The 18,700-nt window shown below is 57.1% G+C and carries 19 protein-coding genes; 6 read left to right on the forward strand and 13 right to left on the reverse strand.

What is annotated here, in order from left to right; genetic code table 11:
* Window positions 1-59: 59 nt before the first annotated feature.
* Window positions 60-785 carry a fumarate/nitrate reduction transcriptional regulator Fnr gene (gene fnr / locus OYT1_RS01615; RefSeq protein WP_062625648.1) on the reverse strand — a complete coding sequence of 242 codons (726 nt, stop codon included), beginning with the start codon at window positions 783-785 and terminating at the stop codon, window positions 60-62.
* 125 nt (window positions 786-910) lie between these two features.
* Here fnr and hemN point away from each other — a divergent pair, with 125 nt between their 5' ends.
* Both hemN and OYT1_RS01625 read left to right on the forward strand, forming a co-directional pair.
* Entirely contained in the window at window positions 911-2,314 is a 1,404-nt protein-coding gene (gene hemN / locus OYT1_RS01620; RefSeq protein ID WP_062625647.1) for an oxygen-independent coproporphyrinogen III oxidase, read from the forward strand.
* An 80-nt stretch (window positions 2,315-2,394) separates the two neighbouring features.
* Window positions 2,395-3,642, forward strand: coding sequence for a nitronate monooxygenase (locus OYT1_RS01625; protein ID WP_062625646.1), 1,248 nt, complete (start codon window positions 2,395-2,397; stop codon window positions 3,640-3,642).
* Window positions 3,643-3,700: 58 nt separating this feature from the next.
* Here the strand turns inward: OYT1_RS01625 and OYT1_RS01630 are convergent, their stop codons facing one another.
* From OYT1_RS01630 to OYT1_RS01640, 3 genes are all read right to left on the reverse strand, one after another.
* Window positions 3,701-4,582, reverse strand: a complete 882-nt coding sequence (locus OYT1_RS01630) for a pirin family protein (protein ID WP_062625645.1) — start codon at window positions 4,580-4,582, stop codon at window positions 3,701-3,703.
* Window positions 4,583-4,645: 63 nt separating this feature from the next.
* Window positions 4,646-5,719, reverse strand: coding sequence for a tRNA 2-thiouridine(34) synthase MnmA (mnmA, locus tag OYT1_RS01635; RefSeq protein ID WP_062625644.1), 1,074 nt, complete (start codon window positions 5,717-5,719; stop codon window positions 4,646-4,648).
* Window positions 5,712-6,158 (reverse strand): NUDIX hydrolase, encoded by a 447-nt coding sequence (locus OYT1_RS01640; protein WP_062625643.1) that lies wholly within the window; start codon window positions 6,156-6,158, stop codon window positions 5,712-5,714. Before OYT1_RS01640 ends, mnmA begins: the two co-directional genes overlap by 8 nt.
* 109 nt (window positions 6,159-6,267) lie before the next feature.
* Between OYT1_RS01640 and OYT1_RS01645 the strand changes: the two genes are divergently transcribed.
* Window positions 6,268-7,686 (forward strand): sensor histidine kinase, encoded by a 1,419-nt coding sequence (locus OYT1_RS01645; RefSeq protein ID WP_062625642.1) that lies wholly within the window; start codon window positions 6,268-6,270, stop codon window positions 7,684-7,686.
* Window positions 7,687-7,761: 75 nt separating this feature from the next.
* Window positions 7,762-8,364: a response regulator gene (locus OYT1_RS01650; RefSeq protein ID WP_232013208.1), complete on the forward strand. Its 603-nt coding sequence runs from the start codon at window positions 7,762-7,764 to the stop codon at window positions 8,362-8,364.
* Between the two features lie 2 nt (window positions 8,365-8,366).
* Here OYT1_RS01650 and OYT1_RS01655 read toward each other — a convergent pair whose 3' ends face one another.
* On the reverse strand, window positions 8,367-10,904 hold the full coding sequence (locus tag OYT1_RS01655; protein ID WP_062625640.1) for a [protein-PII] uridylyltransferase: 2,538 nt from the start codon (window positions 10,902-10,904) through the stop codon (window positions 8,367-8,369).
* Window positions 10,905-10,915: 11 nt separating this feature from the next.
* A complete protein-coding gene (gene map, locus OYT1_RS01660) occupies window positions 10,916-11,707 on the reverse strand; it encodes a type I methionyl aminopeptidase (RefSeq protein ID WP_062625639.1) in 792 nt (263 codons plus the stop codon).
* Window positions 11,708-11,931: 224 nt separating this feature from the next.
* Between map and OYT1_RS01665 the strand changes: the two genes are divergently transcribed.
* Both OYT1_RS01665 and OYT1_RS13520 read left to right on the forward strand, forming a co-directional pair.
* Window positions 11,932-12,264: a hypothetical protein gene (locus OYT1_RS01665; protein WP_062625638.1), complete on the forward strand. Its 333-nt coding sequence runs from the start codon at window positions 11,932-11,934 to the stop codon at window positions 12,262-12,264.
* A gap of 12 nt (window positions 12,265-12,276) precedes the next feature.
* Entirely contained in the window at window positions 12,277-12,573 is a 297-nt protein-coding gene (locus tag OYT1_RS13520) for a hypothetical protein (RefSeq protein WP_062625637.1), read from the forward strand.
* Window positions 12,574-12,633: 60 nt separating this feature from the next.
* Here the strand turns inward: OYT1_RS13520 and OYT1_RS01670 are convergent, their stop codons facing one another.
* The 7 genes from OYT1_RS01670 to lpxD form a co-directional block, all read right to left on the reverse strand.
* A complete protein-coding gene (locus OYT1_RS01670; RefSeq protein ID WP_084611894.1) occupies window positions 12,634-14,106 on the reverse strand; it encodes a DEAD/DEAH box helicase in 1,473 nt (490 codons plus the stop codon).
* Window positions 14,107-14,452: 346 nt separating this feature from the next.
* Entirely contained in the window at window positions 14,453-14,671 is a 219-nt protein-coding gene (locus OYT1_RS13525; protein WP_062625636.1) for a hypothetical protein, read from the reverse strand.
* Window positions 14,672-14,681: 10 nt separating this feature from the next.
* On the reverse strand, window positions 14,682-15,257 hold the full coding sequence (rnhB, locus tag OYT1_RS01675) for a ribonuclease HII (protein WP_062625635.1): 576 nt from the start codon (window positions 15,255-15,257) through the stop codon (window positions 14,682-14,684).
* Window positions 15,254-16,405 (reverse strand): lipid-A-disaccharide synthase, encoded by a 1,152-nt coding sequence (lpxB, locus tag OYT1_RS01680; RefSeq protein WP_062625634.1) that lies wholly within the window; start codon window positions 16,403-16,405, stop codon window positions 15,254-15,256. Before lpxB ends, rnhB begins: the two co-directional genes overlap by 4 nt.
* Window positions 16,406-16,411: 6 nt before the next feature.
* Complete coding sequence (gene lpxA, locus OYT1_RS01685; RefSeq protein WP_062625633.1) at window positions 16,412-17,182, reverse strand: acyl-ACP--UDP-N-acetylglucosamine O-acyltransferase; 771 nt, start codon at window positions 17,180-17,182, stop codon at window positions 16,412-16,414.
* Window positions 17,182-17,637 carry a 3-hydroxyacyl-ACP dehydratase FabZ gene (gene fabZ / locus OYT1_RS01690; RefSeq protein WP_232013209.1) on the reverse strand — a complete coding sequence of 152 codons (456 nt, stop codon included), beginning with the start codon at window positions 17,635-17,637 and terminating at the stop codon, window positions 17,182-17,184. The genes lpxA and fabZ overlap by 1 nt, the downstream gene beginning before the upstream one ends.
* Window positions 17,634-18,692 carry a UDP-3-O-(3-hydroxymyristoyl)glucosamine N-acyltransferase gene (lpxD, locus tag OYT1_RS01695; protein ID WP_062625632.1) on the reverse strand — a complete coding sequence of 353 codons (1,059 nt, stop codon included), beginning with the start codon at window positions 18,690-18,692 and terminating at the stop codon, window positions 17,634-17,636. The genes fabZ and lpxD overlap by 4 nt, the downstream gene beginning before the upstream one ends.
* Window positions 18,693-18,700: the final 8 nt, after the last annotated feature.

The raw sequence follows: 18,700 nt of genomic DNA on the forward strand, positions 1-18,700 counted from the left end.
AGTCTCCGGTGATTAAATCAAGGGGCGAATAATCCACTCAACCCCTTTGGCTGTCAAACTTAACGCGACTTATTCAAGCATTCCTGTAAACCTGCTGGATTGAGAATGTGAATAGACTTTACTTGGACTTTGATCAGTCCGATTTCTTGGAAATGAGAGAAGGCTCGGCTGACGGTTTCCAGTTTCAAGCCTAGGTAGCTACCGATCTCCTCGCGTGACATACGCAACTGGAACTGTGTGGGTGAGTAGCCGCGTGCAGTAAAGCGTTCGGATAGATTGAGTAGGAAGGCAGCGAGACGCTCTTCGGCACGCATGGAGCCTAGGAGTAGCATGATGCTCTGGTCGCGCACGATCTCTCGACTCATCAGTTTATGTAGATGGCGTTGCAGTATGGGTAGGTCTCGACTCAAGCTTTCCAGTTGGGCAAATGGCAACTCACAGACTTCGCAATCCTCTAGTGCGATCGCATCACAGGCATGGATGTCTGAGCTGATCGCATCTAATCCGATAATCTCTCCAGCCATTTGAAAGCCGGTCACTTGCTCCCGTCCATCCTCATGCAGTACTTGGGTCTTGAAAAAGCCCATGCGGATAGCGTAGAGCGAAGTGAATCGATCTCCGCTTCGATATAGAAAATCCCCACGCTTGAAGGTGCTCTTAGGGCTGGAAAGCGATTCCAGGAGCTCCATTTCGGCATCGCTTAGGCCGAGTGGCATGCATAATTCACGCAGACTACATACTGAACAGGTGACTTTAAGATGGGAGCGACCGACGATTTGTTGCAAGATGAATTCCGTGACTTCTCAGGTGGATGGTAATATGACACGGATTTTGATTTACATCAAATTCGTAAACGAATGGCGCTGGCATAGTGCCCGGTTCAAAAAATCAGGTTATCAGGAGTAATTAAGTGGGAGATACAGCTGCCTTGCAGCCACTTGAAGTGGATTTGGAATTGATACGGCGGCTGGATCGTAATGGCCCACGTTACACCTCTTACCCGACTGCTGATCGTTTCAGCAAAGAGTTCGGTCCTTCCAATTACATCGCGTGGCTGAAGAAGCGCGGAGCGGATGCGAAACGCAGTCCTTTGTCGCTGTACTTCCATATCCCGTTCTGCAACACGCTGTGCTTCTACTGCGGCTGCAATAAGGTCATCACCAAAGACTTTAGCAAGTCCGAGAAGTACATCCAGTACGTCATCAAGGAAATGGAAATGCAGGCGGCCATCATGGGTGGAGAGCGCCAGCGCGTCGAGCAACTGCATTGGGGCGGTGGTACGCCGACCTTCCTTACCCACGAGCAGATGCGCGCCTTGATGGGCGCGACCCGTCGTCTATTCGATCTGGTCGATGACGGCGAGTATTCCATTGAGATCGACCCGCGCAAGGTAAGCGATGAGACCATCGAATTGCTGGCCGAACTTGGTTTTAATCGCATCAGCATTGGCGTACAAGATTTCGATTCCGAAGTTCAGAAGGCGGTGAATCGTATCCAGAGCGAGGAAGAGACGCTGCGTGTCATCAATGCTGCGCGCACCAATGGATTCCAGTCGGTCAGCATCGACTTGATCTATGGCCTGCCCAAGCAAACTGTGGAAGGTTTCAAGCGTACCCTAGAAAAGGTCATCGCCGCAGACCCTGATCGCCTATCAATCTATAACTATGCCCACCTGCCGACGGTGTTTATGCCGCAGCGCCGTATCAATGAGGCTGATCTGCCCATCGCACAAGTGAAGTTGGAGATTCTCGGTCTGGCCGTGCAGACTATGACTGATGCCGGTTACCTGTACATTGGCATGGATCACTTTGCCAAGCCGAGCGACGAGTTGGCAGTGGCGCAGCGCGAGCACCGTTTGCATCGCAACTTCCAAGGCTACTCCACCCATTCCGACTGCGATCTGCTGGCGCTGGGCGTAAGCTCCATCGGTCAGATCGGCGCGACTTACAGTCAGAACTTCCGCGAGCTGGACGACTACTACGCTGCGCTGGATCGTGACGAGTTGCCGGTGATGCGAGGCATGGAGTTGAGCCGTGACGACGAGCTGCGCCGTGCCATCATCCAGTATCTGATGTGCCATTTTGAGTTGGATAAAGCGGCATTGGAGCGCGAGTGGGACATCCGTTTCGATGAATACTTCGCCGTTGAGTTGGGCGAGTTGGCCCAGCGCGTCACCGAAGGGCTGTTGGAGCTGACTCCAGAGTTTATTCGAGTTACTCCGCGCGGACGCATGTTGATTCGCAACATCTGCATGGTGTTCGATCATTACTTGCGCACCAGAGAGCAACACGCCCGCTATTCCAAGGTAATATAGCGCCTGCAAATTTTGATAATGATTGCGGGGGCTGGGACCTTCGCAACGCACGGAGGAGAGCCCGCTATTCGGGGCGCATAATGACCAAAAAAGTAGATGATTTCCGCTTGCATTGGGGTAAGCAGGAGTTGGTGCCTATCATGATCGGCGGTATGGGCGTTGATATTTCTTCCGCAGAGTTGGCACTGGAAGCAGCGCGGTTGGGAGGAGTGGGGCATATCTCGGACGCTATGTTGCCTACGGTTTCTGATCGTCGTTATGACACCGATTTCGTCAAAGAAAAACTCCAGCAGTACAAGTACAACCTGAATAATTCCGATAAGTCTGACATCAAGTTTGATCTCGGTCATATTGCCGAGTCCACTCGATTGCACGTCGGTAAGACGATGGAGGCTAAGCGCGGCACGGGCATGGTGTTCATCAACTGCATGGAAAAGCTGACCATGAATGCCCCCAAGGAGACGCTTAAAGTGCGCCTGTGGGAAGCGCTGTCGGCAGGCATTGATGGCATTACCTTGGCCGCTGGGCTGCACCTTGGCTCGTTCGCGCTGATCGAAGATCACCCGCGCTTCCGCGATGCCAAACTGGGCATCATCGTCTCCAGCTTGCGCGCATTGCAACTCTTCTTGCGTAAGAATGCCCGTACCAACCGCTTGCCCGATTTTGTGGTGGTGGAAGGTCCGCTGGCCGGAGGTCACTTGGGCTTCGGCATGGATTGGGCGCAATACGATCTGCGTACCATTACGCAGGAAGTGATCGACTATCTTAAGGCCGAACAGCTCGACATTCCGGTCATCCCTGCGGGCGGTATCTTCACCGGCACCGACGCGACCAACTTCCTAGAGATGGGTGCCGCTGCCGTACAAGTGGCGACACGCTTCACGGTTGCCGCAGAGTGCGGCCTGCCTAAAGACGTGCAGCAGGAATACTTCAAGGCCAGTGAGGATGACATCGAGGTCAATGGCGTTTCCCCTACCGGCTATCCGATGCGGATGTTAAAGGGAAGTCCGGCAATCGGCTCTGGCATTCGTCCTGGCTGCGAATCCTATGGCTACATCTTGGATGCGAACGGCAAGTGCTCCTATATCGATTCGTACAACCGCGAAGTCGAATTGCACCCTAACGAGAAGAAGATCTCGGTGATGGACAAGACCTGTCTGTGTACCCACATGCGTAACTTCAAACTGTGGACCTGCGGTCACTACACTTATCGGTTGAAAGACACCAGCCGCAAGCTAGATGACGGAAGCTATCAAGTATTGACTGCCGAACATATCTTCAAAGACTACCAGTTCAGCACTGACAATAAGGTCGCGTTGCCGGAATAACGGACGCGTGTGCCGATCGATCAGCCCGCGTGCTAGTCACGGGCTGTTTCATTGGAGCCTAGGCTAAGCGTCCTGTCCTGAAATCGGCGACTGCCTGCTGGATCTCTTCCTGTGTATTCATCACGAAAGGGCCGTATTGGGCGATCGGCTCATGCAGCGGCTGGCCTGCGACCAAGATCAAACGTGCAGCTTCGTTAGCGCTGATGGTTACTCCATCGCTGTCAGATGGGTTATCCAGAATCCCCATGCGCTGCGATGCCAGTTGGGTGTTAGCTACGGTGGCTGAACCACGATAGACGTAAAGGAATGCGTTGTGGCCGGCTGGCAGGCTGGTGGAAAAAGTGCTGCCCGTGGGTAAATGCACATCCAGATAGATGGGCTCGGTCACCTCGCGGTTGACCGCCCCCGCGATGCTGTGACTGGAGCCAGCGATCACTCGTACCGTGACACCCTCCGCTGTGACGAACTCGGGAATTTCGCTAGAGGCAAAGTCCTGATACCAAGGCGCGATCATTTTGTTGCGCGCGGGCAGGTTGAGCCAGAGCTGGAAGCCTTCCATTACGCCTTCCTCTTGCTCGGGAATCTCGGAGTGGATCACTCCACGCCCGGCTGTCATCCACTGTACCCCGCCATTTTCCAGTAAACCTTCATGCCCAGCGCTGTCGCGATGGCGCATCCGCCCTGCTAGCATGTAGGTGATGGTCTCAAAGCCACGATGCGGGTGGTCGGGAAAGCCGGCGATGTAGTCGTTGGGATCATCGCTACCGAACGCATCCAGCATCAGGAAAGGGTCGAGGCGTTGTTGCAGCTTGCCGGTGAGCACTCGGGTGAGGCTAACTCCTGCGCCGTCCGAGGTGGCGACGCCCTGAACGATGCGCTCGATACTCCGAGTTCGCTGAACGGAGGAGGGCTTGGTTGAATTCTGAGTAGGCTGGCTCATAGGGTCACCTTGTCAATTTTCATGAATCGTTTGTCGTTATGAGCGGGAGGCTGCGCTCACCACTTAAGTGATGATTCCGCCTCCCAAGCAAACCGACCCATCGTAGGCTACCACCGACTGCCCCGGCGTCACCGCCCACTGCGCTTCGGGGAAGTGGAAGTGTGGCTGGCCTTGCGTCGTCAGCGTGATGCGGCAGGCTGCGTCTTGCTGGCGGTAGCGCGTCTTGGCAGCGTAGTCGAAGGTCAGATCGGGCACCGCGCCGCTGATCCAGTGCATGTCCAGTGCGGTCAGATCGTGTGCTTGCAGCGCGGCATGGTCGTGGCCTTGAACAACGATGAGGCGGTTGTTCGCCATATCCTTAGCGGCGACGAACCACGGCTCACCGGAAGAGTCCTTGCCGCCGCCGATACCCAGCCCCTGCCGTTGCCCTAGTGTGTAGAACGATAATCCTTGATGCTGACCAACCACTTTCCCTTCGGGCGTAACCATTTGACCGGGCTGCGTCGGCAGGTAACGATTGAGGAACTCGCGGAACGGGCGTTCGCCGATGAAGCAGATGCCAGTGCTGTCCTTTTTGGCGTGGTTGTGCAGGCCGTGTTCGCGGGCGATGGCGCGCACTTGCGACTTGAGCAGATGGCCGAGCGGGAACATGGAGCGCGACAGCTGCGCCTGATTCAGCCGATGCAGAAAATAGCTCTGATCTTTGCTGGCATCGTTCGCCTTGAGCAACTGGAACAGACCATCGACTTCGCGCACTTGCGCGTAGTGGCCGGTGGCGATGGCATCCGCGCCCAGCGCGATGGCGTGGTCGAGGAAAGCCTTGAACTTGATTTCGGAGTTGCACAGGATGTCAGGGTTGGGCGTGCGTCCAGCCTCGTATTCACGCAAGAAATAGCTGAACACGCGATCCTTGTACTCTTTGGCGAAATTCACTGCCTCGATGGGGATGCCGATCTGGTCGGCCGCCGACACCGCGTCGATCAGGTCTTGCCGCGACGAGCAATATTCGGAATTGTCGTCATCCTCCCAGTTCTTCATGAATAGGCCGGTGACCTGATAGCCTTGCTGCTTGAGTAGCAGTGCGGTGACGGTGGAATCCACCCCGCCGGACATGCCGACGACTACGTGTTTAATCATAATGAACTAACAGATCGAGTGGGTAGCACTTGCCCGCCAAATAGTCTTCCACGCAGCGCAAGATCAGTGGGCTGCGATGGCGGGACTGCGTGGCACGGATCTCGTCCGGCTCCATCCACACTGCACGCAGGATGCCTTCATCCAGCTTGCGTTCCGGCTCATGGTTGATGATGTCGCCGGAAAAGGCGAAGCGCAGATACGTGACGTTCGAGGCGTCGGAGTGCCAGCGATAAACACCGATCAGGTGGCGCGGTGTGAAGTGGTAGGCCGATTCCTCCAGAACTTCGCGCGCTACACCGGCGATTAGCGATTCGTTTGCTTCAAGATGGCCGGCGGGCTGGTTGAACAATACACCTTGGGAGGTTTCTTCCTCAACCAGCAAGAATTTGCCATCCTGCTCTAGCACGGCGGCCACAGTGACGTTGGGTTTCCAGATCATAGTTCGATGTTCAAAAGAAAAGGCGGGAGACCCCGCCTGCATATTGTACTACTGATGCTCGTCCGCAGCTTCGGCGGCAAAACATGCTTGTGCGAGGTATGATGTGAGCATGAATCAGTTCGACGCGCTCATGGCAAAGATACCCAAGATATACTTGGCGCTGTGTGTGCTCGCGTTTGAGTTTGTTCTGTTCTTTCTTGACAACCACGTCGGCCCCGACCTTCCCTTGTCACTGTTGTACGCATTGACCACCTTGTTCGCACTGAGGTACGTCGATAGAAGCTTTGCTTATTTGATGGCCGTTTTTGCTGCGCTGGGTAGGACGTATGCTTTTTGGCTGTTCAATATCGATCATCAGGTGAAGCCAAGCGCGGAGATATTCTTTTCGAATGTAACGGTGAACCTGCTGATTTGCTACTTGATGGATGGGCAACTGTCGGCGCGTGCTAGAGCGGAGGCGGCTCTCGATGACTTATCTAAAATGTATCAAGCGATCATTCGTAAGGCTGACTCAGGCATTGAGGTGTTTGATGATCGCGGTCAGTGTGTCTTGGCCAATGATGCAGCTGCGAAAATATTGGGCACTACGTTGAGCCATCTGCTGCAGGAAGATTTACGTCGGTTTTCCTCGTGGCGAGGTACGGGCTTAGTGCCGATGGCTGATGAGGTGCTGCGTACCGGCGTGCCTAGGCAGTTCGAGGAGCAGATACATACGAAGTTCGGCAAAGATATCTGGTGTATCGCCACGCTTGGGCAGATCGAACTGAAGCAAGGCAACTACTTGTTGCTGGTGTTCAATGATATTTCGAAGTTCAAAAAAGCCGTGAGTGAGATGGGTGCAGCACGGCAGTCAGCTCAGATGGCCTTGGAGCGGGCTGGCATGGCGGAGCGGCGCATTATCAGTATCAGCGAAGAGACTCAGCAGCGCATCGGTCAGGAGTTGCATGACGATCTTGGGCAGCAGTTGACAGGTATCGCATTCATGACTCAGGTGTTGTCGCAGAAATTGATGGCCTTGCAGTTGCCGGACGAGGAGCTCGCGGCAGCCAAGATCACCGACTTGGTCAATGACGCGGTGGCGAAGACGCGTCGCTTGGCCCATAGCCTGTATCCAGTGGAATTGATGGGGTATGGCTTGCGCGAGATGTTGGGGCAGCTGAGCCGTGAAGTGAGCGTTATTTTCCAGCTAGAATGCGAATTGGTATTCGATGAGACTTGCGAGGTGGATGACTCCAATCAAGTGATCCATCTTTACCGGATCTGCCAAGAAGCAATCAGCAATGCCGTTAAACATGGCCGTGCGACGAAAATTAAATTGACGGTTGCCAAGACGAGTGCCGGCATCGCTATCATGATCTGTGATAACGGTAGTGGCGTTGATTTATCGAGCTTGGAAACGAACAGTGGCTTGGGTATGCACACGATGCGTTATCGCGCAGATATGATAGGAGCTTCGCTAGCTATGGACGCAGTCGTCAATGGAGGCCTGTGTGTGAAGATCGAATTGCTACAAACTGGGAGGAAGTAGATGCAATACACTGAGACAAATAAGGCTCACATCCTTATCGTAGATGATCATCCAATCGTGCGCGAGGGCATATCCATGTTGATCAATCGCGAAGCGGAATTGCATGTCTGCCATGAAGCGAGTGATATCAATCAAGCGATGTTGGCGAACAAAGAGTGCAAGCACGACTTGGCTATCGTCGATTTGTCACTGGCTGGGCTGTCTGGCCTCGATCTGTTAAAAAAACTCCATGTGGACTTTCCTGACTTGCCGGTACTCATCATGTCCATGCATGACGAGGCAGTCTATGCGGAGTTGGCGCTGAAGGCGGGCGCGCGCGGCTATCTGATGAAGCAAGTGGCGACCAGTACCATTCTGCATGCCATTCGGCTGATATTGAGTGGCGAGATATACATCAGCGATCAACTGCGTACTCGATTGGTTCAGAAGATGACCGGTGGAAAGAGCGAAGCTTCGCCGATAAGCAGTTTGACCCCGACTGAATTCGAGGTGTTGCACCTGATCGGTCTTGGTTTGGGGACGGGCGAGATTGCGTTCAAGATGATGCGCAGTTCGAAGACCATCGAATCCCATCGCGCCAATATCAAACGTAAACTGAATCTTAGTTCGGCTAGTCAGCTGACCCACTTTGCCATCAACTTGGTGTCGCCCATCGGGAGTGCTGAAGCCAAGAGTTGAGTTTAGGCTAGGTTGGCGAGTAGATCTTCCCGTAACGCCTGCTGCCGAGCAGGCGTTACCAATTCCGGCCCAGCGATCCAGAAACTATCTTCTGCGCGGCTACCCAAGGTATTGATCTTTGCGCTACGGACGGTCATGTCGTGACTGGTGAGTACACGTGCGATGCGCGCCAACAAGCCGGGGCGATCGCCTGCGATCAGTGACAAGAGATGGCGACCTTTCTCGTCCTGCTCGATGATGACCTCCGGTGTGATGGGGAAGTGCTTGAGTTGGCGATTGACGCGCCCACCCCGAGCAGAAGGCAGTGCGCCGCCTTGGATGATCTGCTGTGCCAGTTCGTGTTCGATATAGCTCATTACGTCGCGGTAGGGTGTCTTGTCGCCCGAAGCATCCATCACCAGAAAGCTATCCAAGGCATACCCATGTTGAGTGGTATGTACTTTGGCTTCGACGATGTTGTAGTTCATGCCAGCGAAAAAACTACAAATGCGCTCGAACAAGTGGGGCCGATCCGGGCTATAGACCATGACCTGAATGCCTTCGCCGATGCGCGACAGCCGTGCTTTAACCACAGCCTCAGCTGAGTTGACGCGGTGTGCCAGTAGGCGCGAATGCCAAGCGATCTCATGCGGCTCGTGGTGTAGGAAATAGTCGTGTTCCAGCTGCGCCCACAACAATTGATAGCTTTCTGGTGCAATGGCGTACAACGCCAGCGTTTGCCGTGCTGCCTCGCGCGCTTCGCCCACTTGGTCGGCGATCTTGCCACCTGTCAGGTAACGGCGTGTGGCGTTGAATAGATCTTCCAGCAGCTTACCTTTCCATGCGTTCCAGACTTTAGGGCTGGTGCCGCGTATGTCGGCCACGGTCAACAGATAGAGCGCGACCAAGTGGCGTTCGTTGCGGATGCGGCCGGCGAAGGCGGCGATCACGTCTTGATCGCTCAAGTCTTGCTTCTGTGCGGTGGACGACATAGCCAGATGCTGCTCGACCAGCCAGATCACCAGCTCGCGGTCTTCACTGCTCAGGCCATGCTGGCGGCAGAAACGGTCGGCATCAGCACGTCCGAGCTGTGAATGGTCACCGCCGCGCCCCTTGGCGATGTCGTGGAACAGCCCCGCGATATAGAGCACTTCCGGGCGGGCGAAGTCGCGCAACAGCTGACTGCACAGCGGGAACTCGTGCATTTTCTCCGGTACGGTGAAGCGGCGCAGATTGCGCACCACCATCAGGATATGCTCGTCCACGGTGTGGATGTGGAACAGATCATGCTGCAACTGGCCGACGATGCGTCCGAACGCCGGCAGGTATCGACCGAGTACGTCCAGCCGGTTCATCAGTCGCAGTGCGTGAGTCAGCCCTTGCGGTTGGCGCAAGATGCGCATGAACAGTTCGCGGTTGTGCGGATCGCGGCGGAACTGGGCGTTGATGAGCGGACGCGCGCGCCATAGCGCACGTAGTGTAGGCGCGGAAAATCCGGTCAGGCGCGGGTGTTGTTGTAGCAGCAGGAAGCACTCCAATAAGGCTGACGGCTCACGTTCGAACAGCGCTTCGTCGCGTGCTTCCAGCAGCGTATCGCGGGCGATGAAGCGTGCGTTCAGCGGGTAGGTCGCGCCGCTTTCTGGGAACAAGCGACTGTGCAAGGCTTGCAGCAGGACTTCGTTGAGCAGGCGTACGGCACGGCGAGTGCGGTAATAGCGTTGCATCAACTGCTCGCTGGCGCGACGCGCATTGGGTGCGCGGATGCCCATTTGCTCGGCCAGTGCGGCTTGGTGGTCGAATAGCAGTCGATCTTCGCGGCGCCGAGACAGATAGTGCAAACGGATGCGCAGCGTTTGTAGCAAAGCTTCGTGGCGAGCGATAGCACGCGCTTCGGAGGGCGAGATCAGTGCAGCATCAGCCAGCTCTCGCCACGTGCTGCCGTAGCCGCTGGCGCGGCTGATCCACAACACCGTTTGCAAATCACGCAGTCCGCCGGGGCTTTCCTTCAGGTTCGGTTCGAGGTTGTAATCGCTGTCTAGGAAGCGGGCATGGCGTTTTGCCTGTTCCTGTTGTTTGGCGAGAAAAAAGGAGCGGCGATTGAGGTGGTCGCTTAAAGCTAGGCGCATTTCCTCGAACAACCGAGGGGCGCCAGTGATGAGGCGCGCCTCCAGCAGATTGGTTTGCACCGTGACATCCGAACATTCAGCCATGCAGTCGCCGACGGTACGGATGCTGTGGCCGACCTCTAGCCCGATGTCCCACAATATGCCGACCAACTGACGCAGAAGTTCTTGCAAGGGAGCGTCGGGCTGATCCGGCAGCAGGATCAGCAGGTCGATGTCGGACTTAGGAAAAAGCTCGCCACGACCGTACCCGCCCACCGCCGCCAGTACCAGCTCCGGTGGCATCGCTAAACTTTGCCAGACTAGGCGTAGATGCTCGTCCACCAGATGGGAGTGCGCACGTAATAGACGCTGCGGCGACATCGCCTTGGCGGCGTAGCGCTGTTGCAGCGCCTCACGGGCGGCTTTCAGGCTGATGCGGATGTCGGCGGGAGTCACAGCAGGTGCGCTTAAGCTGGAATCTCGGGTGCTCCAGCAGATAGCGTCAGCACCTCGAAGCCCGTTTCCGTGACGAGGATGGTGTGCTCCCATTGTGCCGACAGGCTGTGATCCTTGGTGACCACTGTCCAGCCATCGCCCAATTGCTTGATGCCGGCTTTGCCCGCGTTAATCATCGGCTCGATGGTGAAGATCATGCCTGGCTCAAGGCGCAGGCCAGTGCCAGCTTTGCCGTAGTGCAGCACTTGTGGTTCTTCGTGGAAGCGACGACCGATGCCGTGGCCGCAGAATTCGCGTACTACGCTATAACCCAAGCTTTCGGCATAACTTTGGATCGCGAAGCCGATGTCGCCCAAGGTGGCCCCCGGCTTGACCGCACGGATGCCGCGCCACATCGCCAGATAGGTACTTTCGCACAACCGCTTGGCTTGGATAGACGGCTCGCCGACGTAGTACATGCGGCTGGTGTCTCCGTGGAAACCATCTTTGATGGTGGTGATGTCAAGATTGACGATGTCGCCATTCTTTAGCTTTTTGTCGCTAGGGACACCGTGGCAAACCTGATGGTTGATCGAGGTGCAGATCGACTTGGGGTAGGGATTGTGTCCCGAGGGCGCATAGTTGAGCGGTGCGGGCACGCAACCTTGCACATTCACCATATAGTCGTGACAGAGCTTGTCCAGCTCGTCAGTGGTGATGCCTGCCTGCACATGCGGTGCGATGTAATCGAGCACCTCGCCTGCCAAGCGTCCGGCAAGGTGCATCTTTGAGATTTCTTCTGAGGTTTTGATGCTGACGGCCATGATGCTAACTCGTAATTTACTGGGGCGTGAGGATAGCAGGATGCGGCGATTTCGTCCTGCCGATGGATATTCCATGCGGCGATTAGCTGCAAAAAAGTATATGAGTTGAGTGATAGGTTATCGCCGTAGTCTGGATTACAATACCTGCCATCGCGGAACCAAATCGGTTGCGATGACTCTCAGTACGGCGCATTCGGTGCGCTTATCTCAACAAGGAGAATGGCATGAAAGTTTCGAGTTTTGTATTGTTGGCTGCCATGACGGCAAGCGGTGCTGCTTACGCGGCTGATTCCGGCGCGATTTTGGGTGGCGCGCTAGGCGGTGGAGTGGGCGCAGCAGTCGGTTCGCAACTGGGTGGGCAGAATGGTGCCATCATTGGTGGCGCGTTGGGCGGTGCAACGGGTGCGGCAGTGGGTACTAGTGGTCGTCAGCAAGTGGCACCAGCCCCACGCCAGCAACAGCGGCGCGGGAATGGTTATGAACGAGAGCATGAGCACGAGCATCATCACGATCATGGCGATCGCGGTGAGCGTGGTCATCGCGGTGACAGAGACTAAAGGAGCGTGAAAATGAAAAAGATATTGGTGGTGGGTTCTTTGTTGCTATTGGCGGCATGTGTTAATCCGAATCAGAATCAAGCAGTGCTTGGTGGTGCGGTTGGTGGTGGAGTCGGTGCTGGCGTTGGCCAAGCGGTCGGTGGCCAAGGTGGTGCTATCTTGGGTGGGGCTATTGGCGGTGCAGTTGGTGCGGCAGTAAGCACGGGTGGACAACAACAGCCGGTGTATCAACCTCGAGGTCGTGATTATGATGATCGCGGCTATCGTGGACGTGAGCATGACCATGATCGCCGACGTGATCGAGACTAAGTTATCAAGTCTAATAAAAAAGCCCGCATCTGCGGGCTTTTTTATTGCTTGCTAAAGGTCTTAACGCTTGTTGCCGTTGTTCGCGCTGTTGTGGCCGCGACCTAGGCTGAAGCTGTTGCCGCTGCTCGGGCGACGTTGACCACCTGCACCGGCGGGAGCGCCGCCGTTGCCAGTACCTGCACCTTGCGGACGGTTGCCGTTAGGGTTGGTGAAGCGATTGTGGGAGTGACCTTCGCGACGTGGCGCACTGCCGTTGCGGTCATCACGCGGGAAACCGTGGCGACTGTCCGGTGCGGTGTGGCGACCGAAACCGCCGCGACCTTGTGGCTTGGCCGACGAGGCTGGACGTGGCTTGAACTTCGGCTCCATGCCCGGAACGGTGTGCTGGGTGATGGGCTGGCCGGTGTAGCGTTCGATGCGCTTGAGCAACATGGTGTCGCGGTTGGAAGCGAACGACACGGCGATGCCGGACGCGCCGCCACGACCAGTACGGCCGATGCGGTGCACGTAGTCTTCAGCGAACTTGGGCAGGTCGAAGTTGATCACGTGCGAGATTCCGGCTACGTCGATGCCGCGAGCGGCCACGTCAGTCGCTACCAGAATGCGCACTTGGCCGCGACGCAGATTGGTCAGAGTGCGGTTACGTTCGCGCTGATTCATGTCGCCGTGCAAAGCAGCCACGGAGTGGCCTTGTGCTTGCAGTTGGTCGGCCAGCATGTCGGCATCGCGCTTGGTGGCGGTGAACACCACGGCTTGATTCAGGTCGATGTCGGTCAGCAAGTGGCTTAGCAACTGGCTCTTGTGCGCCATGTCGTCGGTGAACATCAAACGCTGTTCGATGTTCTCGTGCTTGGCGTGTTGTGCGGTGACGCTGATGCGCTTCGGTGTCTTCAGCAGACGGTCAGCCAGTGCGCCAACCACGCCATCCAGCGTTGCGGAGAACAGCAGAGTCTGGCGAGTCTTGGGCGTCGCGTTGGCGATGCTTTCTACGTCTTCCGAGAAGCCCATGTCCAGCATGCGGTCGGCTTCGTCCAGCACCAGCATTTCCAGACGCGAGAAGTCGATACGACCGCGTTGGATGTGGTCGATCAGACGACCCGGAGTCGCCACCAGAATGTCCACCGGATTCGACAGCAGCTTGTTTTGCAGCGGGTAGGGCATACCACCCAAAATGCTCACCACCTTGACGCGCATATTCTTGCCGTACTTGGCAGCGGCTTCGGAAACCTGCTGAGCCAGTTCGCGGGTCGGTGTCAGCACCAGCACGCGTGGGCCTTTGCTGCGTACAGCCGAAGGTTCGGCAAGACGATGCAACGCAGGCAGAATGAAGGCAGCGGTCTTGCCGGTGCCGGTTTGGGCGGAAGCCATCAGATCATGGCCAGCCATGACTTCAGGGATAGCCTGTGCCTGAATCGCGGTGGGAACGGTGTAACCGGACTCTTCGACAGCCTTCAGGATGAGTGGGTTCAGGCCGATCGAGGCAAAAGTGATCTCAGCGGCAGTGTTGACTGCCGGGGTATTTTCTACGGACATGTTTATTCCTTACATACAAGCAATGGCGCACTGTGCGGCTAGGCCACACAGCAAAATTCAGTAGGGGGTAAGTTCTACCGGCGCAAACACATCGTCGCTAACCGGTGAATCGAGGCGCAATCCGAAAAGACGGGGGACGCAGGGGGTCAGATAACGATGAACCAATGCCGCAATGAGCGGCAAGGCGCGCATTATAGGGGCAAGCGATTAAATAGCAAGAGAAATTTAGAAAATGCTGGTCAAAGTCTGCGCGGCACCTTTTTGAGCTGGAGTATGTTTGCTTGGTTTTTAGAGTTAGCAACGATGCTCGTGGCCTGCTTCGTTCTACCCGTCGTGAGCGGAGTATTCAGCGAAATGTCATGTACAGGGCCAGTCCAATGAAACTCAGCAACATGAGGACGATCAGTCCGGCGAATATCAGCACGGCGTTGGATTTGGCTTGGATGTAGCGCATGTCCGGCTCGACTAGTTCGGCATTCTCCGGTTTCAGCGTGCCGCAGCCGGGGCATTTCACTGAAGAGGGCGTGTATTCTTTTTTGCAAACGTGACATTTAATGACGGCCATGAGTGTCCTTTCAGCGGGTGAGTAAAGCCTTAACCGGTCCGAAGCTGCGGCGGTGTTCAGCGCAGGGGCCATGTTCGCGCAGGGCGGTGAGGTGGGCAGCGGTGGGGTAGCCTTTGTGGATGGCGAAACCGTAGTGCGGATAGGTTTCGTGCAGCTCCAGCAGCGCAGCGTCACGCGCTGTTTTGGCAAGGATGGAGGCGGCGGAGATCGCGGCCACGGTGCTGTCGCCCTTGACGATGGCGCTACTGGGCAGGCCGGTGTCGGGGTAGTGCAAGCCGTCCACCAGCACCTCGTGCGGCGTGAGACTGAGTGCTTCGACGGCGCGTTTCATCGCCAGCAGGCTGGCGCGCAGGATGTTGATGCGGTCGATTTCTTCGACACTGGCGGTGGCGATGGCCCAGGCGAGGGCGTGTTCGCGTATCTCCAGCGCCAGCTTCTTGCGCTTTTTCTCGCTGAGTTTCTTGGAGTCGTTCAGTCCAATGATCGGGCGAGCATCGTTCAGAATCACCGCAGCAGCATACACAGGCCCGGCAAGCGGGCCACGCCCGGCTTCATCTACGCCGCAGATAAGAATCTGAGTACTCATGTCCGGCTGAGATACGGCAAGATGGCTTGCGCGGCTTTGTGCGCGGTGTCCTGGCGCAGCTGGTCGTGCATTTTGCCGAACTCGATCTCCAGTCCTTCGAGCGCGAGTTTGCTGCCCATCAGGTTGAGCAACGCTTGGGCGAGGTGTTCCGGCGTGGCATCGTCTTGCAGAATCTCTGGCACCACGAAGCGCTTGGCGAGGATGTTAGGTAGGCCGATCCACGGTTGGTAGGCTTTGCGCTTGGACAGCCAGTAGGTGAACTTAGGCACTTTGTAGGTGATGACCATCGGGCGCTTGAGTAGCGCGGCTTCCAGTGTGGCGGTGCCAGAGGCGATGAGGATGCCGTCGGCGGCGATCATCGCGTCGTGGGCGTGGCCGAATAACATGGTCAGCGGTAGGTGGCCGCCTTCGCCGCGCCACAGCGCTTCTTCAAAGATCTGCCGCGTTTCGCGGGTGACCAGCGGCACGAGGAAATGCACGTTGGGAATCTTGTCAGCGATGAGCTTGGCGGTGGCGATGAAGGTGTCGGCCAGATGCTGCACTTCGCTCTGGCGGCTGCCCGGCAGCAGGGCGATGATGGTCGCGTCCAGCGATAAACGCATTTGCTCGCGCATAGCTTGCCGGTTGGGAATGGCGGGCAGTATGTCGGCCAGCGGGTGGCCAACGTAGGTGCAGGGAATGTCCTCGCGGTCGTACAGCGGCTCTTCAAAAGGGAACAGCGCCAGCATGTGAGACACGGCGCGCTTGATCTTATGGATGCGCTCGCCGCGCCAAGCCCAGATCGAGGGGCTGACGTAATGCACGGTGGGGATGCCGCGCTGCTTCAGCGCCAGTTCCAGATCAAGATTGAAGTCGGGCGCGTCCACGCCGATGAACAGATCGGGCGGCGCGTCCAGCAGGCGGCGGCGCAGCTGCTTGCGGATGCCGACGATCTCGTGGTAATGCTTGAGCACCTCGACGTAGCCGCGCACTGCTAGTTTCTCCATCGGAAACCAGACCTCCATGCCTGCCGATTTCATCTTGGGGCCGCCGATACCGACGAAACGCACATTGGGCGAATACTGGCGGATGGCCGCGATCAGGTGACTGCCGAGCAGATCGCCCGAAGCTTCACCCGCGACCAGCGCGATGGTTTTGACCTGCGCCATCGCCGTTTAGCGGACGATGCCGCGTTCGGAGTGGGCCAGCGCTTCGACGAACAGGGCGAGTTCGGGGTGGGCGGGTACGTCGGCGGCGATGGTTACACGCGCTTGTTCCAGTGACAGGCCGTTGCGGTACAGCGTTTTGTAGGCACGCTTGACGGCTAGAATCGCTTCCGGCGAGAAGCCGCGACGCTTTAGCCCTTCGGCGTTGATGCCGTGCGGCGCAGCGGGTGTGCCGGAAACGGTCAGATAAGGCGGCACGTTCTGTCGTACCACGGCAGCGATGCCAGTGATGACGCTTTCGCCGACGCGGCAGAACTGGTGCACGCCGGTGAAGCCGCCGAGGATCACGTAGTCGTCGATGATGACGTGGCCAGCCAGCGTGGACTGGTTGGCGAAGATCGTGTGATTGCCCACCACGCAGTCGTGCGCGATGTGGACGTAGGCCATGATCCAGTTGTGGCTGCCGACGCTGGTGACGCCGCGATCTTGCACGGTGCCAAGATTAAAAGTACAGCTTTCGCGGATGACGTTGTGGTCGCCGATCTCCAGCCGAGTTGGTTCGCCGGCGTATTTTTTGTCCTGCGGTACTTCGCCTAATGAGCAGAACTGGAAGATCTGGTTGTGCTTGCCGATGGTGGTGTGGCCGGTGATGACCACGTGCGGGCCAATCACCGTGCCTGCACCGATCTCGACGTGCTCGCCGATGATGGAATACGGCCCGACCTGAACGTCGTCGGCCAGCTTTGCACTGGGATGGATGATGGCGGTCGGATGGCGCATTACTTGGCCTTCATGGTGCACATGATTTCGGCCTCGGCGGCGAGTTGGCCGTCCACCTCGGCGGTCGCCTTGAATTTCCACAGGCCGCGCATGTTGCGGATCGGCTGTACTTTCAGGATGAGCTGGTCGCCCGGCACCACGGGGCGCTTGAAGCGTGCGCCGTCGATGCCGACAAAATAGTACACCGAGTTCTCATCTGGGCCGCCACCGTCCATGGCGGCGAAGGAGAGCAGCGCGGCAGTCTGCGCCATGGCTTCGATAATGAGCACGCCGGGCATCACTGGGTGATGCGGGTAGTGGCCGGGGAAGAAGGGCTCGTTCATGGAGACGTTCTTCAGCGCGACGATTTCCTTACCCGGATCGATGGAGATCACGCGATCCACCAGCAGGAAGGGGTAGCGATGCGGCAAACGCTTCAGAATCTCGTTGATATCCATGCAGATGGGGGTGCTCATGCTTTCTCCTCGTTGTTGTGCTGGCTCTGCAACGCGGCCAGTTGTTTTTCCAGTTGTTTGATGCGGTGGGCGAAGTCGTCCAAGTGGCGCAATTGTGCGGCAGTCTTGCGCCACTCTTCTTTACGACTCAAGGGGAAGATGCCGGTGTAGCTGCCCGACTCGGTGATGGATTTACTCACCAGCGAGAAGGCAGAAATCTCCACGTTGTCGGCGATGTTCAAGTGGCCGATGATGCCCGCGCTACCTCCGATGCAGCAATATTGGCCGATGGTGGTGCTGCCTGCGATACCGACGCAACCGGCGATGGCGGTGTGATCGCCGATGCGCACGTTATGCGCGATCTGAATCTGGTTGTCCAGCTTTACGTCGTCGCCGATCACGGTGTCGTCCAGCGCGCCCCGGTCGATGGTGGTGTTAGCACCGATCTCAACGTCGTTGCCAATGATTACGCGGCCGATCTGCGGAATCTTCAGCCAGTTACCTGCATCCCAAGCCAAACCGAAGCCGTCGGCGCCGATCACGGTGCCGGAATGGGCGATCAGCCGGTCACCGATGACACAGCCATGATAGACGGTGACGTTGGGGTACAAGCGGCAATGATCGCCTATGACTACGCCGTTGCCGATGACGCAGCCAGCCATGATGACGCAGTGTTCGCCGATCTTTACATGCTTGCCGATGACCACGTTTGCGCCGATCTCGGTGCTTTCAGCAATCTCGGCGGACTCTTCAATGCTGGCAGAGTGATGGTTGCCCGGCTCAATAGCCGGCGAAGGATTGAGCAGCGCTGAGACCTTGGCGAAGCAGGCGTAAGGATTGGGGCTGACTAGGCGCGGCAGCCCTGTGGCATCGGCATCGGCCTCGCTCACGATGACCGCGCTCGCACGTGTGGCTGCGAGTTGTGTGCGGTATCTGCTGTTGGTGAGGAAGCTGATCTGTCCGTGGCTGGCGCTGTCCAGCGTGCCTACTTGGTGGATGGTGGTGTCGGCATCACCCAACACTCGTCCGCCGAAACGTTCGGCCAGCTCTGCCAAACGGTAAGAAATGGAACTCATACGTGCGG

The sequence above is a fragment of the Ferriphaselus amnicola genome (assembly GCF_000974685.2).
In the GTDB taxonomy this organism is placed as follows: Bacteria; Pseudomonadota; Gammaproteobacteria; order Burkholderiales; family Gallionellaceae; genus Ferriphaselus; species Ferriphaselus amnicola.

Excerpts from the sequence above, each read along its gene's own strand:
- OYT1_RS13525 (WP_062625636.1), bottom strand. The coding sequence starts at position 14,671 with ATGGCCGTCATTAAATGTCACGTTTGCAAAAAAGAATACACGCCCTCT.
- OYT1_RS01670 (WP_084611894.1), bottom strand. The coding sequence starts at position 14,106 with ATGTCCGTAGAAAATACCCCGGCAGTCAACACTGCCGCTGAGATCACT.
- lpxB (WP_062625634.1), bottom strand. The coding sequence starts at position 16,405 with ATGGCGCAGGTCAAAACCATCGCGCTGGTCGCGGGTGAAGCTTCGGGC.
- mnmA (WP_062625644.1), bottom strand. The coding sequence starts at position 5,719 with ATGATTAAACACGTAGTCGTCGGCATGTCCGGCGGGGTGGATTCCACC.
- rnhB (WP_062625635.1), bottom strand. The coding sequence starts at position 15,257 with ATGAGTACTCAGATTCTTATCTGCGGCGTAGATGAAGCCGGGCGTGGC.
- OYT1_RS01630 (WP_062625645.1), bottom strand. The coding sequence starts at position 4,582 with ATGAGCCAGCCTACTCAGAATTCAACCAAGCCCTCCTCCGTTCAGCGA.
- OYT1_RS01625 (WP_062625646.1), top strand. The coding sequence starts at position 2,395 with ATGACCAAAAAAGTAGATGATTTCCGCTTGCATTGGGGTAAGCAGGAG.
- OYT1_RS13520 (WP_062625637.1), top strand. The coding sequence starts at position 12,277 with ATGAAAAAGATATTGGTGGTGGGTTCTTTGTTGCTATTGGCGGCATGT.
- OYT1_RS01665 (WP_062625638.1), top strand. The coding sequence starts at position 11,932 with ATGAAAGTTTCGAGTTTTGTATTGTTGGCTGCCATGACGGCAAGCGGT.
- OYT1_RS01640 (WP_062625643.1), bottom strand. The coding sequence starts at position 6,158 with ATGATCTGGAAACCCAACGTCACTGTGGCCGCCGTGCTAGAGCAGGAT.
- OYT1_RS01645 (WP_062625642.1), top strand. The coding sequence starts at position 6,268 with ATGAATCAGTTCGACGCGCTCATGGCAAAGATACCCAAGATATACTTG.
- map (WP_062625639.1), bottom strand. The coding sequence starts at position 11,707 with ATGGCCGTCAGCATCAAAACCTCAGAAGAAATCTCAAAGATGCACCTT.
- fabZ (WP_232013209.1), bottom strand. The coding sequence starts at position 17,637 with ATGAGCACCCCCATCTGCATGGATATCAACGAGATTCTGAAGCGTTTG.
- OYT1_RS01650 (WP_232013208.1), top strand. The coding sequence starts at position 7,762 with ATGTTGATCAATCGCGAAGCGGAATTGCATGTCTGCCATGAAGCGAGT.
- lpxD (WP_062625632.1), bottom strand. The coding sequence starts at position 18,692 with ATGAGTTCCATTTCTTACCGTTTGGCAGAGCTGGCCGAACGTTTCGGC.
- lpxA (WP_062625633.1), bottom strand. The coding sequence starts at position 17,182 with ATGCGCCATCCGACCGCCATCATCCATCCCAGTGCAAAGCTGGCCGAC.